Source organism: Enterobacter sp. KB-221C9 (assembly GCF_041320715.1).
In the GTDB taxonomy this organism is placed as follows: domain Bacteria; phylum Pseudomonadota; class Gammaproteobacteria; order Enterobacterales; family Enterobacteriaceae; genus Enterobacter; species Enterobacter asburiae_D.
On sequence record NZ_JBGIWG010000005.1, the window covers coordinates 134,287 to 151,833 of the forward strand.

The window sequence follows — 17,547 nt, forward strand, 5'->3', positions numbered from 1 at the left end:
CTAATCAGTAATGCTTCAGCATTCGGTTGATGGATTGCTCCAGCCAGTAGCGCTGGGTGCCGAAGTTAATCCGCAGGTAGTTTTCGCCGTTTTGCACGTAGTGGCTGCCGTCTTCAATTACGACACCGGCCTGCTGGGCGAAATGTTGGGTCAACTCTGTGGCGCTACGGTCGTCGGCGCTTACGTCTATCCAGGCCAGATACGACGATTCCGGGTTCATCATCTTCCACGCCGGGAAGTGGGTCTGAATAGCGTCCGCAAGGTAGCGGGCGTTCCCTTGCAGATAGCCGTTCAGCGCGTCGAGCCACGGCAGGCCGTGCTGGTAGGCGAGAATAATCCCCCATACGCCGAACATATTGGGGGAGGTAATCGAGTTCTTCTCAAGCTGCTGGCGGAAGCGCTGGCGCAGCGAATCGTCCGGGATCATGGAGTAGGACGTTTTTAGCCCGCCCAGGTTGAAGGCTTTATTTGGCGACGTCAGTACGATCAGGTTGTCCAGTGCGGCACAGCCCGAGGTCAGACAGCTGACGAACGTGCCGTCCAGAATGTGCTCAGCGTGAACCTCATCGACCACCAGAATCGTGCCGTAGCGTTTACAGAGATCGGAGACCTGGCGTATCTCATCCGCGCGCCAGATCCTGCCCGAGGGGTTATGCGGCGAGCAGAAGAACCACAGTTTTGGACGGTGGGTTTTGAGCTGCTCTTCAATCAGATCAAAATCCAGCTGATAGCGGTTATCTTCCACGCGCAGAGGGTTAGCCAGGACCTGCACGCCCTGGCGCTGCGCCGCCATCGCAAACGGATCGTAGACCGGCGTGTTCATCATTACGCTATCGCCAGGCGTGCAGAACGCCTGGACCGTGTAATGCAGCGTGGAGACGGTGCCGTAGGTCAGCGTGATCCACGACTTCTCCACCTCAACCTGATGACGCGTGCGCTGGAAGGCCATCACCGCGTCGTAAAATTCGTCGAAGCACCAGGTATAGCCAAAGGTGCCGTGCTCCACGATGCGCTGGAAGCCTTCAATAACGGCAGGCGGCGAGGTGAAATCCATGTCTGCGATCCACAGCGGGATAAACCCCTGCGGGACATCACCAAAGCGCGAGCGGACAAACGCATGGTCCCATTTACGGCACTTATCGCTTTTACGCTCGATGATTTTGTCGAAATCAAACACAACAACCCCCTGTTAAATTAAGGCTTCAATGCCGGTTTTGACGCTCTGCACCTGCGGGCCGATGATCACCTGAACGCTGTGAGCGTCCAGCACCACCACCGACAGGGCGCCAGCCGCTTTCAGCGCCTGCTGATCGATAAGCCCCATCTCCTTCACGACCAGGCGCAGGCGGGTGATGCAGTTGTCGAGCGACTCGATATTCTCTTTGCCACCGAGTGCGCGCAGGATAAGCCCGTGATCGTATTTCGATTTTCCACGCGCGCGGGTGTTGGCTTCGACGGCCTGCTGCGCACCCTGCGCGTCCACTTCACGTCCCGGCGTCTTGATATCGTGTTTGAGGATGTACCAGCGGAAGACGAAGAAGTAGATGGCAAACCAGGCGATACCGACCGGGAACAGCAGATACCATTTGGTCGACATCCCCTGCATCACGCCGAAGATCAGCAGATCCAAAATCCCGCCGTCGGTGTTGCCAATGGTTACCCCCAACAGGGCCATCACCATCAGCGCCAGGCCAGACATCACGATATGGAAGGCGTAAAGCGCGGGGGCGATAAACAGGAACAGAAACTCAATCGGTTCTGAAATACCGGTGACGACGGAGACCAGCACGCCAGAAAGCAGCAGCCCCTTAATCACCGGGCGGTTTTCCGGGCGCGCGGTGCGGTAGATGGCGTACGCCACGGCAGGCAGGCCAAAGATAAAGGTCGGCATAAAGCCTTGCGAAAGAAACGCGGTAACGTGCGGGCTAAACGGCAGTCCGGCTTTCAGCTCGGCGTAGAAAATATTCAGCGCGCCAGCCACTTCATGACCATTGACCATCTCAATGCCGCCTGCCGGCGTGAAGCGCACCATCGCCAGCAGAATATGGTGCAGACCAAAGGGCTTAAGCAGCAGCACGCCTACGCCGTAGAGGAACGGTCCGAAAACGCTGGTGCTCTGGATGATATGACCAATTCCGGCAATCCCCAGCGCCACGTATTCCCACAACAGCGGGATAAACAGCCCGACCAGCGACAGCGTGAGTGCGCTAATGATGGGCACAAAACGAATGCCGCTAAAGAAGGCAAAGGCGTCATGCAGCACCGTGTCCTGAAAACGCTCGTGCAGGAAGTAAGTGATTACCCCCACCACGATGCCGCCCAGCACGCCCATCTCCAGGGTCTGGATCCCCAGCACGATCGATTGTCCTACCTGTCTCATGGTGGCGGCGTCGGCAAGCTGGTGGGTGGCGGTCAGGTAGTAGTTGATGCTCATGTTCATCAGCATGTAGCCAACGAACCCGGCAAAGGCGCCCACGGCCTTGTTGCGTTTGGCGAGGCCCATCGGGATCGCCATGGCAAACATCAGCGGCAGATAGGTAAAGGCGAAGCCGCCCACCATGGCGATAAAGCCAAAGGTTAACTGCGTTAACTCGCCGCCCAGAAAGGGAAAACTTTTAATAGTTGAAGGGCTGGTGACGGAGCTACCGATACCCAGAAGCAACCCCATAAAGGCCAGCAGAGAGACCGGGAACATAAACGTCTTTCCCAGGCTTTGGAAAAATTCCCACGCTTTCGATTTAAACGACTTTTCCTGTGTCATGTAGGGACTCCTCGGATTTTTAGGATAATGGAAGGCGCTGTCCGGCTTAAGGACGCGCCTTCATATTTGCGAGGCTTATAGTTATTTTTTAGGTATTGACGTAATGCGCGATGGGATCAGGCTTCGGCAGGAAGCAGGAGCCGGTTTGCCGAGCCGCAAACGGCGATCTTGCTTCTGACCACCTCTTTCATGGCGTCCATGCCGACCCGCATGTAGAAGCGCGGATCGTTGCCCTGCGGGTTTTCGGCAAACCAGGCTTTAACCGCGTCAGAGAAGGCAATTTTCAGCTCGGTGGCCACGTTGACTTTGCACACGCCCAGCTCGATGGTGCGGCGAACAAACTCATCCGGCACATCGCTCGCGCCGTGCAGCACCAGCGGCACGGTGACCACTTCGCGGATTTCCGCCAGCCGCTGGAAGTCAATTTTCGGGCGTTTGGTATACAGGCCGTGCGCGGTGCCGATGGCGACGGCAAGGCTATCGACGCCGGTCAGTTCGACGAAGCGTTTCGCCTCCTGCGGATCGGTGAGGAACGCGCTTTCGGCGTCCACGCTCATGTCATCTTCCACGCCGCCCAGACGGCCCAGCTCGGCTTCGACGCTGCAGTCGTTGAGGTGGCAGAAATCGACCACCGACTTCACCAGCTTCACGTTTTGTTCAAACGGATAGTGGCTGCCGTCGATCATCGCGCTGCGTACGCCCGCGTTGACCTTGCGGCGAATATCGTCCAGAGATTCGTGGTGATCGAGGTGCAGCGCCAGCGGCATGTCGTAGGTGTGGGAGTACGCGCTGCACAGGGCGTAGATCTCTTCCAGCGCAATATGCTTAAAGGTGCCCGGCGTGCCCGCGAGGATCACCGGCGATCGCATTTCGCTGCACGCTTCGAGGATCGCCTGGATCGTCTCCGCGTTGTGGATGTTGAACGCCGGAACGGCGTAGCCTTTTGCCTGCGCGTCCTGCAGAAGATATTTGGTAGAAATAATACTCATGATCCGATCCTCTTAAGCCTGCCACGGATGAATAACAACGCCCTGCACCACGCGGTTGACCGTCCCGCTGGCGGATGGCGTATCGGGCGTATTGCCTACGCTGAGCGACTCGGTGAGTGCAAAGACCTGGGCATACATCAGGAAGCAGAACGCCTGTTCCATATCGATAAACGGCCGTGAAGGCGGCAGCAGGATGTGCGGACCCGCTTCAATCACCGGATCGCTTTCAGCGGCGATGGCGACGACGCGCAGGGCCTGACGATCGCGGCGCAGCTCGGCCAGCAGATCCAGATCGTACTGACGCGTATACGGGTGGCTGGAGATAAACACCACCACCAGCGTTTCGCTATCGACCAGAGACTTAGGCCCGTGACGGAAGCCCGTCGGGGAGTCGTAAAATGCCGCCAGCTTGCCCGCCGTCAGCTCCAGCACCTTCAGCGCCGATTCGCGCGCCGCGCCCTGCAGGCCGCCGCTTCCCAGATACACGATCCTTTTCCACGGCTCGCTGCCAAAGACGCCGTGGCTGAAATCGCCGAGCGAGGCGAGGATCGCCTGACAGCGATCTGCCACGTCGCGGAAGGTGTGGCTATTGATCGCTTCCGGAGCAAACACCGCCAGACAGCTCGCCATCATGGTGGTGATGCTGCTGGTCATCGCGAACCCGCGATCGTGCGTTTCGGCAGGCATCAGCAGGGCATAGGCGTTATCGCTGTCGACGGCGTTCTGGTACAGGCTCCCCGCCTCGTTGCAGGTAATCGACAGGTGGTAGCACTCCGGCACGAACTGGTTTGCCAGCTCAACGGCCGCGACGCTTTCCGGACTGTTGCCGGAGCGGGCAAATGAAATCAGCAGCAGCGGATGCGCAGGGCTGAAGTAGTCCATTGGGTTCGTGACCAGATCGGTTGTCGGGACGGCCGAGAAGTTTTTCCCGGTGTAGCTCGCGAGCCAGGGAGAAACGATATCGCCGATAAAGGCGGACGTGCCCGCGCCGGTCAGGACGATCCGCAGATCGTTCTTGCGCAGCAGCGGCGTCAGGAAACTGTCGATCGAAGCACGCAGGTTATCGATGTTGTTGAGCGAGCGGATCCAGCTGGCAGGCTGCTGGCGGATCTCTTCCTCGGTCCAGGTGCCGGTTGTGGCGGCGGTAGTGGTTTGTGGCATAACTCAGTCCTTAGTCGTGTGAATTCCACATCAGACGCTGGCAATCGTGTCGCTATCTTTCGTTTCGTTTCACTTGTTCACTTAAGCAGTTAAATAAAATCTATAGAAAAGAAATCGAAACTTCAATGGAAGAAAAGAAATAAAACGAAAAGTGTGATCGTGAAAGGAAAGGGTAAGTTTAAGGAAAGGAAAAGAAAGGCCTTACGATCGGGTGCCGTAAGGCCAACAGGAAACACAATGAAAGGGCTAAAGGGGGAGAGCCTGGCCCTGAATCCAGATCTGCTGGAGGTGTAAACCACCGTCCAGCGAAATAATATTGGCGCGTTTACCCGGGGCTATGGATCCGAGCTGACCGTCAATGCCCAGCAGCCGGGCAGGGTGCAGCGAGGCCATATGGATAGCGTCTTCGGGGGTTACGCCCGCATACTCCACCATATTCCTGACCGCGGCATCCAGCGACAGCGTGCTGCCCGCCAGCCCGCCGGAGGCGGTTTTCACCACGCCGTGGTGCATCGTGACCTCTTCACCACAGAGCGTATACCGTCCATCCGGCATACCTGCCGCCTGCATGGCATCGGTAATCAGCACCACGCGATCCTGCGCGCAGCAGCAGCATAAGCGCATTGCCCCCGGATGGACGTGGTGGCCGTCGGCAATCAGCTCCAGCCACGCCCGTTTGTCCGTAAGCCCTGCGCCGACCATGCCGGGCTCTCTGTGGTGCAGCCCCGTCATGCCGTTGTAGCAGTGAACCAGTCCGTCGGCACCCGCATCAAACGCGGCAAGAGTTTGCCGGTACGTGGCAGCGCTGTGGCCCAGCATCACGCGTATCCCGCGCTGTTTAAGGTGGCGAATCGCCTGCAGCGCGCCGGGCTTTTCTGGCGCGAGCGCCACTACCCGCAGCGTGCTCTGTGAAACGTCAACCAGCCTGTCCAGCTCGGCGATATCCAGCTCCCGGAACAGCTCCGGCGGATGCGCCCCTTTGTTCTGCGGCGTAAAGTACGGTCCTTCCAGATAGCTGCCCAGGAGCTGCGCGCCGGGGCCGCCGGACTGAGTGCGCCGGGCGATACGCATCAGCGCGGCGTGAATACTCTCCAGCGGCGCGGTCACGGTGGTGGGTAAAAATGCGCCCACGCCTTCGCGGGCTTTATGCATTGCCAGGGTGTCCAGCACGCCGGGCGCATCATCCATGACGTCCACGCCCGCGCCGCCGTGGACGTGCGTATCGATATACGCCGGGCAAAGCAGCTCTGCATCCCGCGTCGTAACGCCCGCCGGGATGGGTTCAATCGCCGCAACCGCACCGCTTTCAATGCGTAGCTGGTGGTCGTCCAGCCAGCCCTGTTCGGTAAGGATCCGTCGCGCACGCAGCAGCTGGCTCATATCCCTTCCTCGGCAGGCGCTTCCTCACGACAGCGCCCCAGCTCGTCCACCAGGCTCGTCAGGCCGCGGTGTCCGCACTCCAGCGCCTGCAGACGAAATGCTTCGCTGCTTAATCCGTCGCGCTCCAGCACCATCTCCAGCAGCAGCTGCAGGTTGGTGCCGGTGATCACTTCGCTGCCCGGCCTTTGCATCGCGAGCGTGGATGCCACGCGGAACGGCGTGCCGCCGAGCAGGTCGGTGAGAAACACAATATCGTGCTGCGCATCGAGTTCGCTCACCGCCTGCTCAAGCTGAGCGGTCAGCCGCGCGGTGGTGGAGGTTTCCGGAAAATCAATGGCGATAAACTGCGGCTGCTCGCCGAGGATCTGCTTCATCGCCTGCTCAAGCCCGCTGGCAAACCCGCCGTGACCCGTCAAAATAATCCCTAACATCGCAACCTCTTTGCTTTTACAGGAAGTGACAGAATTTGCCGACAACGCCCAGCAGCACGGTGATACCGATCAGCCGCAGCGGGCTCCAGCCGCGGCGTACCAGCCAGAACATGGTCAGGGTGTAGACCAGCGGCAGGAACGCGGGCATCAGCTTGTCGATGACGTCGGCCTGCAGTTTGACAACGGCATCACCCGCCTTGATTTCGAGCGTGGTGTTGAGGCGGACGTAGGTTGCCACCAGCGCGCCGATCACCGTCATCCCGACGATAGACGCCGCGTGGCCGACCTTTTTGGTGTTGGCTTTAATCAGCGGAATGGCCGCGACGCCCATCCGATAAGCGTAGTGCGCCAGGCCAAAACGCAGGCCAAGGTGTACCACGTTAAACAGCACGATAAAGACCACCGCGCCCAGAATCGACCCTTGCAGCGCCAGGCTGGCACCAATACCGCCGCAGATGGGCAGCAGGGTTAGCCAAAACATGGCGTCGCCAATGCCGCCAAGCGGCGCGCCGACGGCAATTTTGGTGCTCTGGATGCTGTTCACATCCTGCTTGGATCGCTCCATCGCCAGAATGATGCCGATAACAAAGGTCACCAGGAACGGGTGGGTGTTAAAGAAGCCCATATGGCCTTTCATTGCCCGCGCCAGGTCCCGCTTGTTGGTGTGGATCTTTTTCAACGCGGGCAGTAGCCCGTACAGCCAGCCGGAGGCCTGCATACGTTCATAGTTGAACGAGGCCTGCAGCAGCATGGAACGCCAGGCCACGCGGTTAATATCCTTTTTCGTCAGCTCGGCACCGATGTTTTGATCTTCGTAGACGTTTTCATTCACGCCGGTCAGCAGGGTCTCTTCAGTTTCAGAGACGCCTGGTAACGTTGTTTGATTAGATGCCATCTTCGAATTCCTCTTTCTGGGCTGCGGGAGCCGTCGGTTCAGGTGATTTACGCATCAGGTCGATCAGCGCCATGGCCAGCGCCGCCGCCGCAATCGCCAGCACCGGAAGCTTGAGCCAGGCGGCGGCGACAAAACCGATAATGAAGTAAGGGATGTAGACGTTTTTCATCATGATCTTCAGCAGCACGGCGAAGCCGATGGCTGGCATGATGCCGCCCGCGACGCCGAGGCCGTCAATCAACCGTGCTGGCAGAACGTCAATGGCGGTTTTTGCATGTTCCGCGCCGAAGTAGATCGGCAGGAACGCGCACAGAAAATAGAAGATGCCGAGCGCCAGCAGCGCAAGATAGTTAACCCGTTCAATACCGTTTGTATCTGCATTGGCCGCCATGCGATCGCAGCGCGACATGACGCCGGACATTACCGAGAAGAGGAACGTAATCCCCATCTGCACCGCAACGGCAAACGGCACGGCGACGCCAACCGCAACTTCTGGCTTCACGCCGGTGCTGATGGCAAATGCGGTACCCACGATGGTGCCGATAATGACGTTCGGCGGCTGGGCACCGGCGAGCGGGGCCAGCCCCATCCAGACCAGCTCTAACGTACCGCCGGTCAAAATGCCGGTGTGCAGATCGCCCAGAATCAGGCCGACCAGCGGCCCGAGTACCACCGGGCGGTGCATGTGCGTTAACCCGTTAAACATATCCAGACCGGCGATAAAGGCGAGTATGCCCAACCCCAGCGCCTGCAACAGACTGATTTCCATTGTGAATCCCTCAGAGCAGTTTAAAGAGATCCAAAGCAGTTTCTGTTGGAACGCCCTGAACGAAGCATTCCACACCGGCCGCTTTCAGGCCGTTGAACGCGGCGATATCGTTCGCGTCGACAGAGACCGTTTTGGCAATTTGTTGTTTGCCACTGGCGTAGTGCATGTTTCCGACGTTAATACGGGTGATGGGCACGCCGCCCTCAACCAGCTTCAGAAAATCGGCGGGTGATTTGCAGACCAGCAGGATTTTCTGGCGGTCAGCGGCGCGGTGAATGTTGTCGATCGCTTTTTGCAGCGACCAGAAGCGCACGGCGATCCCTTCCGCGAGCACCATTTCCATCAGGTTCTGTTGAACCGGATCCTCTGCGACCTCATCGTTAGCGACCAGCACCAGGTTTGCCCCCGCAAACCCCACCCACTGCACGCCCACCTGACCGTGGATCAGGCGTTCGTCGATGCGGCATAAAACAATGTTTGGCATAGCGTTTTCCTCTTTTTTAATTATGCGTTTTGAGTCGTTACGCCTTCGCAGGCGGCGTGGTACTGCTGGAGTATGTCCTGAATGTGGTCGATGATGAGTTCCCGTGGCGTTGACTTGAGAGCGCCCTCGCGAACTTTGCCGTACTGCAGCGGCAGGTACTGGCTGATCAGCGGCAGAGGAATAGGCTCGTCTGCCAGGTTACGCACCAGCCGTTCAAAGGCGTCGTCGATCTGGCTGTCCGGCCAGTAGTAGCGCACGCGGTCAGAGTAGCTGTAGCCGCGCGCCAGGCGACGCGCGTTACCGTCACCGTGGTAATGGCTTTGCCAGTATTCCGGGCGATCGAGCATGACGTTTTCCAGCACGTGACGCAGGCCGGAGCTGGCTTTTGCCGGCAGCAGCTCCTCTTCTATGGCGGCCAGCGAGAACAGCGCTTCGCGCAGGGCGAAGGTCAGGGCGGGGCCAACTTTCAGGATCGCAAAGTGATCGTTGACCAGCTGACGCAGCGCCTGCGGCGTCTGGTAGTCGGTAGAGTGCGCTTCAAACACCAGCGTATCGTAGGCTTCAACCATTTTGCTCAGGGCAACGGCTTTCTGCGGCTGATAGTCGCAGACGTGCGCGTGGTCGAACTCCACGCCAGGCTGGACCACCAGGCCAATAATGCGCGGCCAGATGTCGCTTAAGCCTTCCTTTTCGAACGCGTGGCGGTGCGCTTCAAGCGTGGCGCGGGCCGCGTCCGGCGTGGTGACGGCAAGTTCGGTGAGCGTCTCGTGCGCGCCGCCGGGAACCGGCACTTCCGTGCCGATAACGTAGACCAGATCGGATTCACCAAACCGATCGCGACAGGTCGCTTCGGCGATCTTCGCCAGGCGTGCGGCGCGTGCGGCAACGATCGCATCGGTCAGGGGAACCGGGTCGTCCTCGCAGGACATGCTGCAGTCGAGGTGGATCTTTTTGAATCCGGCAGAAACATAGCTTTTGATCAGATCGTCGGCATTGGCCATCGCCTGTCCCGCAGGGAGATTTTGCCAGCGGTTAGGGCCTAAATGATCGCCGCCGAGGATCAGCTGTGACGTCGGTAAACCGAGCGACTCGGCCAGCTGGCAGACAAACCCGTGAAAATCCGCAGGCGTCATGCCGGTATAGCCGCCAAACTGATCCACCTGGTTGGAGGTGGCCTCGATCAGCAGCGGCGACTGATGCGAATGCGCGTAACGAATGGCAGCTTCAAGTACCAGCGGATGCGCGGAACAGACGGCATAGATCCCGTTTGAATTCCCTCGTTTATGGTGTTCCACCATTTCTGTCAGATGTTTCACTTTCCTCTCCATTTCGGATGGTAATGATACTTGTCTTTCGTTTTGTTTCATTTAATCCTGCATCATGGTGATATAAAAATAAAACGAAAGATAATAGTTTTCCGATCTGTTTCACAAAAGAAACATAATGAAAGGTTTCAGCGCCATGTTGGCTTGCGTCTGGACGTCAGGCGGGACTTGCATTCCCGTAAAAGAAAGGCCTTAATAGACAAAACGAAATGAAACGAAAGTGTATTTATTAAGGAGCTCGTATGAGCAGCACCGATTCATCCGCGGAAAAGCGCATCACCGGCACCAGTGAAAGGCGAGAGCAGATCATTCAGCGGCTGCGGGCGCAGGGAAGCGTGCAGGTTAACGACCTGTCTCATCTGTACGGCGTATCGACGGTGACGATCCGCAACGACCTGGCGTTCCTGGAGAAGCAGGGCATTGCCGTTCGCGCTTACGGTGGGGCATTGATTTGCGAAGGCAACATGCCGGGCGCTGAGCCTTCCGTGGAGGATAAAAGCTCGCTGAATACGGCGGTGAAGCGCAGTATCGCGCAGGCCGCTGCCGCGCTGGTTAAACCTGGGCACCGTATTATTCTGGACTCCGGCACCACGACGTTTGAAATCGCCCGCATGCTGCGCCAGCACACGGACGTCATTGCGATGACCAACGGGATGAACGTGGCGAATGCGTTGCTGGAAGCGGAAGGGGTGGAGTTGCTAATGACCGGCGGGCATCTGCGCCGTCAGTCGCAATCCTTCTACGGTGACCAGGCAGAACAGTCGCTACAGAATTACCATTTTGACCTGCTGTTCCTGGGCGTTGACGCCATCGATCTCGATCGCGGCGTGAGCACGCACAACGAGGATGAAGCCCGTCTGAACCGCAAAATGTGCGAGGTGGCGGAGCGTATTATCGTTGTCACTGACTCCAGCAAATTTAACCGCTCAAGCCTGCATAAAATCATTGATACGCAAAGGATTGATATGATTATTGTCGATGAAGGCATTCCGGCGGAGAGCCTGGACGGGCTGCGGAAAAGCGGGATTGATGTGGTGTTGGTTTAAGGTTTTTACCCTCTCCCCTATGGGGAGAGGGCAGGGTGAGGGGAAGTCACGTCACCGGTGCCGGGTTAAACACCGCCAGCTGATTGTGTAATCCCCATTGATCGGAGAAGGTTTTCTTCCGCCCGCTGGCGACATCCAGAATGAAGTGGAACAGCTTCCAGCCCACATCCTCAATGCTCTCTTCCCCGGTGGCGATGGTGCCCGCGTTGATGTCCATTAAGTCATACCAGCGGTTTGCCAGCTCGGTGCGGGTCGCCATCTTGATCACCGGCACCGCCATCAGGCCGTACGGCGTGCCGCGGCCGGTGGTAAAGACCTGCACCGTAATGCCGGACGCCACCTGTTGCGTGCCGCAGACGAAATCGCTGGCTGGCGTTGCCGCGTAAATCAGGCCGCGCTTCGTCGGGCGCTGGCCCGGAGAGAGCACTTCGACAATCGCGCTTTGGCCGGATTTGGCAATCGACCCAAGGGCTTTTTCCACTACGTTGGCCAGGCCGCCTTTTTTGTTGCCCGGCGACGGGTTGGCGCTGCGGTCGGTTTGGCCCATATCAAGATAGTTATCGTACCAGGCCATCTCTTCCAGCAGGCGTTTGCCCACCTCTTCGTTGACGGCGCGCGGCGTCAGCAGGTGGATGGCGTCACGCACTTCGGTCACTTCGGAGAACATCACCGTGGCGCCGCAGCGCACGAACAGATCGGACGCATAGCCCACCGCCGGGTTGGCGGTCACGCCGGAAAACGCATCGCTGCCGCCGCACTGGGTTCCCACCACCAGCTCAGAGGCCGGGCAGGTTTCTCGCTGACGTTTGTTGAGCTTGTCCAGATGGCGTTCAGCCACCTGCAGAATATCGTCGACCATCGATCGAAAACCGACGTGATGCTCGTCCTGCAGACGCACGATGCTGGCATCGTCTACCGGAATCGCTTTCACATCCTCGGTGCCCTGCAGCAGGCGCTCAGGCTGTAGCTTTTCACACCCCAGACCGATGACCATCACCTCGCCGCCAAAGTTCGGGTTGAGGGCAATATTGTGAATGGTGCGGATCGGCACCACGGCAGCGGGCGCGTTGATCGCCACGCCGCAGCCGTAGAGGTGGTTCAGACCCACTACGCCATCCACGTTCGGGTATTTCGGCAGCAGATCGCGCTCGATGATTTTTACCACGTAATCCACCACGCCCGCCACGCAGTGCACGCTGGTGGTAATACCGAGCAGGTTCTTGGTGCCGACGCTGCCGTCCGCATTGCGGTAGCCTTCGAAGGTATAGCCCTCCAGCGGAGGAAGCGGTTCCGGCACGCGGGTCGCCAGCGGAAGCGTATTCAGCGGCGGCGCTTTTGGCAGTTCAACCAGCGACTCTTCAATCCAGCTTCCCTGCGGGATAGCGCGGACGGCATAGCCAATAATTTCACCGTAGCGCACGATTTCACCGTGCGCCGGGATATCCACCAGCGCCACCTTATGCCCCTGCGGAATATGCTCAATCAATTCCAGCCCGTCCGGGAAACGGGTTCCCGCTTTTAAGCCGTTGTCGTTGACAATAATCGCCACGTTATCGGTGTCATGTACTTTTATATAAAACGCCGTCGGCGATGCCTGTCGAATTTCAATGTCGGCCATTGTTCACTATTCTCCAGCAAAGTGTCTGATCATTAATGCAGCCATGCAGATAGTTATTTACTTTTATCGAAATAAAGACGCTGCTTTCTTAAATAAAGAATGTCAGGACTTGTGATATAAGAATGTGATCCAGATCACCCCCTAAAGCGAGAGATAGCGCACTGTGGCTGTGAATACGTGATTCTGTGCAGCAGCGCCCAGTGCTTTGTGCATATGCTCAAAAACTTATTCATTTCAGGTGTGATAATTGAGCGTTAATCCAGTGCGATGCCATAAAGTGATGATTATACTAAATCACATTGATATTGCGTCTGGTTAATTACCTGATATTGCCTGCTATCGATAAATAATCAGGAAATATGTTTTCTAAAATTATAAATATAAATTCGCTGTGCCTGAGGAAATAAAAATGATTCTGGATACCGTTGTAGAATCGAAAAAGGGTGTACCCACTCGCTATTTAATATTATTGATTATTTTTATCGTCACGGCCATTAACTACGCTGACCGTGCGACGCTGTCGATTGCCGGTACGGAGGTGGCAAAAGAGCTGCAGCTCAGTGCCGTCTCGATGGGGTATATCTTCTCCGCCTTCGGCTGGGCCTACCTGCTGATGCAAATCCCCGGCGGCTGGCTACTGGATAAGTTCGGCTCGAAAAAGGTCTATACCTACAGCCTGTTCTTCTGGTCGCTGTTCACCTTTATGCAGGGCTTTGTGGATGTCTTCCCGCTGGCCTGGGCGGGGGTGTCGATGTTCATCATGCGTTTTATGCTCGGCTTCTCGGAAGCGCCGTCGTTCCCTGCCAACGCCCGTATCGTGGCGGCCTGGTTCCCGACCAAAGAGCGCGGCACCGCGTCTGCGTTATTTAACGCCGCGCAGTATTTCTCGCTGGCAATCTTCTCCCCGCTGCTGGGCTGGCTGACCTTTGCCTGGGGTTGGGAACATGTCTTTACCGTAATGGGCGTGATTGGTTTCGTGCTGACCGGCGTATGGGTGAAGTACATCCATAACCCGACCGAGCATCCTCGTATGTCAGAGCAGGAGCTGAAGTTCATCTCCGAAGGCGGCGCGGTGGTGGATATGGACCACAAAAAGCCCGGTGCGCAGGTCGCAGGCGGTCCGAAGCTCCATTACATCAAACAGTTGTTGACCAACCGCATGATGTTGGGCGTCTTTTTTGGTCAATACTTTATCAACACCATCACCTGGTTCTTCCTTACCTGGTTCCCGATTTATCTGGTGCAGGAAAAAGGAATGTCGATTCTGAAAGTGGGCCTTGTGGCCTCCATTCCGGCGCTGTGCGGTTTTGCCGGTGGCGTGCTGGGCGGGGTGTTCTCGGATTATCTGATTAAGCAGGGCAAGTCGATAACCCTGGCACGCAAGCTGCCGATTGTGCTCGGCATGCTGCTGGCGTCGTCCATCATTCTGTGCAACTACACCAACAACACCACGCTGGTGGTGGCCCTGATGGCGCTGGCGTTCTTCGGCAAAGGCTTTGGTGCGCTGGGCTGGCCGGTGATTTCCGACACCGCGCCGAAAGAGATTGTTGGCCTGTGCGGCGGGGTATTTAACGTCTTTGGCAACGTGGCGTCCATCGCGACTCCACTGGTCATTGGTTATCTGGTCAGTGAGCTGCATTCATTCAACGCGGCACTGGTATTCGTTGGCTGTTCAGCGTTGATGGCGATGTTCTGCTACCTGTTTGTGGTAGGCGACATCAAACGTATGGAATTGCAGAAATAAGCAAAGGTATAAGCGATGAGTAACGATATCTTCCCGAACAAGTTTAAAGCGGCCCTCGCGGCACACCAGATTCAGATTGGCTGCTGGTCTGCGCTGGCAAGCCCGATCAGCACCGAAGTGCTGGGGCTGGCCGGGTTCGACTGGCTGGTGCTGGACGGCGAACATGCGCCAAACGACATCAGCACCTTTATTCCGCAGCTGATGGCGCTGAAGGGCAGCCATAGCGCGCCGGTGGTACGCGTGCCGACGAACGAGCCGGTCATCATCAAGCGCCTGCTGGATATCGGTTTCTACAACTTCCTGATCCCGTTCGTGGAAACGGAAGAAGAGGCGGTGCTGGCCGTGGCCTCTACCCGCTATCCGCCGGAAGGCATTCGCGGTGTGTCCGTTTCGCACCGCGCCAACATGTTTGGCACCGTGCCGGACTACTTCGCCCAGTCCAACAAGAACATCACCATCCTGGTGCAGATTGAGAGCCAGCAGGGCGTGGATAACGTCGATGCCATCGCCGCAACCGACGGCGTGGACGGCATCTTTGTCGGTCCAAGCGACCTGGCCGCAGCGTTCGGGCATCTGGGTAATGCGGGCCATCCTGACGTGCAGCGCGCCATTCAGCACATTTTCGCGCGTGCCAAAGCGCACGGCAAACCGTGCGGCATTCTGGCCCCGGTTGAAGCCGATGCCCGCCGCTATCTGGAGTGGGGGGCGACGTTCGTTGCCGTTGGCAGCGATCTCGGCGTGTTCCGCTCCGCCACGCAGAAATTAGCAGACGCTTTTAAAAAATAACCATCACTGAGGAAAAGATTATGACGCTGAAAGTGGGCTTTATTGGCTTAGGTATCATGGGTAAACCAATGAGTAAGAACCTCATCAAAGCGGGTTACTCACTGGTGGTGTTAGACCGTAATTCAGACGCCGTGGCGGAAGTGATTTCAGCCGGGGCGGAAGCGGCAACCACGGCCAAAGCGATTGCCGAGCAGTGCGATGTGATCATCACCATGCTGCCAAACTCCCCGCACGTGAAAGAGGTCGCTCTGGGCGAGAACGGCATTATCGACGGTGCGAAGCCGGGCCTTGTGGTGATCGACATGAGCTCTATTGCCCCGCTGGCCAGCCGTGAAATCAGCGAGGCGCTTAAGGTGAAAGGCGTGGACATGCTGGACGCACCGGTCAGCGGCGGCGAGCCAAAAGCCATCGACGGCACGCTGTCGGTGATGGTGGGCGGCGATAAGGCGATTTTCGACAAATATTACGACCTGATGAAAGCCATGGCCGGTTCCGTGGTGCATACCGGTGAAATCGGCGCGGGTAACGTCACCAAGCTGGCGAACCAGGTGATTGTGGCGCTGAATATCGCGGCGATGTCAGAAGCGTTGACGTTGGCCACCAAGGCGGGCGTGAACCCGGATCTGGTGTATCAGGCAATCCGTGGCGGCCTTGCGGGCAGCACGGTGCTGGATGCGAAAGCGCCGATGGTGATGGATCGTAACTTCAAGCCGGGTTTCCGCATCGATCTGCACATTAAAGATCTGGCTAACGCGCTGGATACCTCTCACGGCGTGGGCGCACAGCTGCCGCTGACCGCTGCGGTCATGGAGATGATGCAGGCGCTGCGCGCGGACGGTTTGGGCACCGCCGACCACAGCGCGATTGCATGCTACTACGAAAAACTGGCGAAAGTGGAAGTTGCTCGCTAATGACGTCCTGCCCGGTGGCGCTTTGCCTACCGGGCCTACGGTCCAGGCCGGATCCGTGCTGTAACAGGCTACAACTATGAAAATCGTAATCGCGCCAGACTCTTATAAAGAAAGCCTTTCTGCCACCGAGGTAGCTCAGGCGATAGAAAAAGGATTTCGGGAAATCTTCCCCGACGCACTTTATGTTTCTGTTCCCGTTGCTGACGGCGGGGAAGGCACGGTTGAAGCGATGATCGCCGCCACCCACGGCAGCGAACATTATGCCGTCGTCACGGGCCCGCTGGGTGAAAAGGTGAATGCCTGCTGGGGAATGTCCGGCGACGGCAGCACGGCATTTATCGAGATGGCGGCAGCCAGCGGTCTGGCATTAGTCCCTCCGGCACAGCGCAACCCGCTGGTTACCACTTCACGCGGCACCGGGGAGCTTATCCTCTGCGCGCTGGATAAAGGCGCGCGCAATATTATTATTGGTATCGGCGGCAGCGCGACCAATGACGGTGGCACGGGGATGATGCAGGCGCTCGGGGCGAAGCTCAGCGATGCCAATGGCACTGAGATCGGCTACGGCGGCGGAAGCCTGATGGCGCTTAACGGTATTGATCTTTCGGGTCTTGATACGCGTCTTCAGCGTTGTGCGATCCACGTCGCCTGCGACGTCACCAACCCGCTGGTGGGGGAGAAAGGCGCGTCGCGCGTCTTCGGCCCACAAAAAGGGGCGACAGAGGGGATGATCCTCGAGCTGGACGCCAATCTCAGCCACTTTGCAGACGTGATTAAAAAATCCCTGCGTATCGACGTGAAGCACGTACCGGGAGCTGGTGCTGCGGGCGGTATGGGCGCGGCGCTGATGGCGTTTCTCGGCGCGGAACTTAAGAGTGGGATTGAGATTGTCACCCAGGCTCTCAACCTTGAAGAGCATATCCACGACTGCACCTGGGTGCTGACGGGGGAAGGGCGCATCGACAGCCAGAGCATTCACGGCAAAGTGCCCGTCGGCGTAGCGAACGTCGCAAAAAAATACCATAAGCCGGTGATAGGCATTGCCGGTAGCCTGACCCAGGACGTTGGCGTAGTACACCAGTACGGCATTGACGCCGTGTTCAGCGTGCTGACCAGCATTGGTTCACTGGAAGAGGCGTTTCGTGGCGCCTATGACAACATTTACCGCGCTTCCCGCAATATCGCCGCGGCTTTGCAGGTGGGGATGCACACCCAAGGGTGACAGCGGCGCGCAAACCCTCTATACT

16 protein-coding genes are annotated in these 17,547 nt (G+C 57.8%); 5 read left to right on the plus strand and 11 right to left on the minus strand.

Translation table 11 applies throughout. From position 1 onward, the window contains the following. Window positions 1-4: 4 nt before the first annotated feature. From AB8846_RS08915 to kbaZ, 10 genes are all read right to left on the minus strand, one after another. Complete coding sequence (locus AB8846_RS08915) at window positions 5-1,177, minus strand: MalY/PatB family protein (RefSeq protein WP_370732528.1); 1,173 nt, start codon at window positions 1,175-1,177, stop codon at window positions 5-7. A 12-nt stretch (window positions 1,178-1,189) separates the two neighbouring features. Beyond that, window positions 1,190-2,761, minus strand: coding sequence for a maltose/glucose-specific PTS transporter subunit IIBC (gene malX / locus AB8846_RS08920; protein WP_370732529.1), 1,572 nt, complete (start codon window positions 2,759-2,761; stop codon window positions 1,190-1,192). Between the two features lie 116 nt (window positions 2,762-2,877). Next, entirely contained in the window at window positions 2,878-3,750 is an 873-nt protein-coding gene (gene kbaY / locus AB8846_RS08925; RefSeq protein ID WP_045134778.1) for a tagatose-bisphosphate aldolase subunit KbaY, read from the minus strand. A 12-nt stretch (window positions 3,751-3,762) separates the two neighbouring features. Further along, window positions 3,763-4,911 carry an SIS domain-containing protein gene (locus AB8846_RS08930; protein ID WP_370732530.1) on the minus strand — a complete coding sequence of 383 codons (1,149 nt, stop codon included), beginning with the start codon at window positions 4,909-4,911 and terminating at the stop codon, window positions 3,763-3,765. A gap of 246 nt (window positions 4,912-5,157) precedes the next feature. Next, complete coding sequence (gene nagA, locus AB8846_RS08935; protein WP_370732531.1) at window positions 5,158-6,291, minus strand: N-acetylglucosamine-6-phosphate deacetylase; 1,134 nt, start codon at window positions 6,289-6,291, stop codon at window positions 5,158-5,160. Continuing rightward, the gene (gene agaF, locus AB8846_RS08940) at window positions 6,288-6,722 is read right to left on the minus strand and encodes a PTS galactosamine/N-acetylgalactosamine transporter subunit IIA (protein WP_023333563.1); all 435 of its coding nucleotides are present in this window, start codon (window positions 6,720-6,722) and stop codon (window positions 6,288-6,290) included. The genes nagA and agaF overlap by 4 nt, the downstream gene beginning before the upstream one ends. Window positions 6,723-6,738: 16 nt before the next feature. Beyond that, on the minus strand, window positions 6,739-7,617 hold the full coding sequence (agaE, locus tag AB8846_RS08945) for a PTS N-acetylgalactosamine transporter subunit IID (protein WP_370732532.1): 879 nt from the start codon (window positions 7,615-7,617) through the stop codon (window positions 6,739-6,741). Then, window positions 7,607-8,386 carry a PTS N-acetylgalactosamine transporter subunit IIC gene (gene agaW / locus AB8846_RS08950; protein ID WP_023309308.1) on the minus strand — a complete coding sequence of 260 codons (780 nt, stop codon included), beginning with the start codon at window positions 8,384-8,386 and terminating at the stop codon, window positions 7,607-7,609. Before agaW ends, agaE begins: the two co-directional genes overlap by 11 nt. Window positions 8,387-8,396: 10 nt before the next feature. Next, window positions 8,397-8,870 (minus strand): PTS N-acetylgalactosamine transporter subunit IIB, encoded by a 474-nt coding sequence (gene agaV, locus AB8846_RS08955; protein ID WP_063143553.1) that lies wholly within the window; start codon window positions 8,868-8,870, stop codon window positions 8,397-8,399. Window positions 8,871-8,890: 20 nt separating this feature from the next. Beyond that, entirely contained in the window at window positions 8,891-10,198 is a 1,308-nt protein-coding gene (gene kbaZ, locus AB8846_RS08960) for a tagatose-bisphosphate aldolase subunit KbaZ (protein ID WP_370732629.1), read from the minus strand. 239 nt (window positions 10,199-10,437) lie between these two features. Between kbaZ and AB8846_RS08965 the strand changes: the two genes are divergently transcribed. Continuing rightward, on the plus strand, window positions 10,438-11,241 hold the full coding sequence (locus tag AB8846_RS08965) for a DeoR family transcriptional regulator (RefSeq protein ID WP_063143552.1): 804 nt from the start codon (window positions 10,438-10,440) through the stop codon (window positions 11,239-11,241). Window positions 11,242-11,287: 46 nt separating this feature from the next. Here AB8846_RS08965 and garD read toward each other — a convergent pair whose 3' ends face one another. Further along, entirely contained in the window at window positions 11,288-12,859 is a 1,572-nt protein-coding gene (gene garD / locus AB8846_RS08970; protein ID WP_126545292.1) for a galactarate dehydratase, read from the minus strand. 409 nt (window positions 12,860-13,268) lie between these two features. On the opposite strand from garD, the gene AB8846_RS08975 reads away from it, so the two are divergent. The 4 genes from AB8846_RS08975 (at window position 13,269) to garK (ending at window position 17,522) form a co-directional block, all read left to right on the plus strand. Beyond that, window positions 13,269-14,603: an MFS transporter gene (locus AB8846_RS08975; RefSeq protein WP_370732533.1), complete on the plus strand. Its 1,335-nt coding sequence runs from the start codon at window positions 13,269-13,271 to the stop codon at window positions 14,601-14,603. A gap of 15 nt (window positions 14,604-14,618) precedes the next feature. Beyond that, on the plus strand, window positions 14,619-15,389 hold the full coding sequence (gene garL / locus AB8846_RS08980) for a 2-dehydro-3-deoxyglucarate aldolase (protein WP_126545290.1): 771 nt from the start codon (window positions 14,619-14,621) through the stop codon (window positions 15,387-15,389). A gap of 20 nt (window positions 15,390-15,409) precedes the next feature. Next, window positions 15,410-16,300, plus strand: a complete 891-nt coding sequence (gene garR, locus AB8846_RS08985; protein WP_063143548.1) for a 2-hydroxy-3-oxopropionate reductase — start codon at window positions 15,410-15,412, stop codon at window positions 16,298-16,300. 76 nt (window positions 16,301-16,376) lie between these two features. Continuing rightward, window positions 16,377-17,522, plus strand: coding sequence for a glycerate 2-kinase (gene garK / locus AB8846_RS08990; RefSeq protein WP_370732534.1), 1,146 nt, complete (start codon window positions 16,377-16,379; stop codon window positions 17,520-17,522). The last annotated feature ends 25 nt before the right edge of the window (window positions 17,523-17,547 follow it).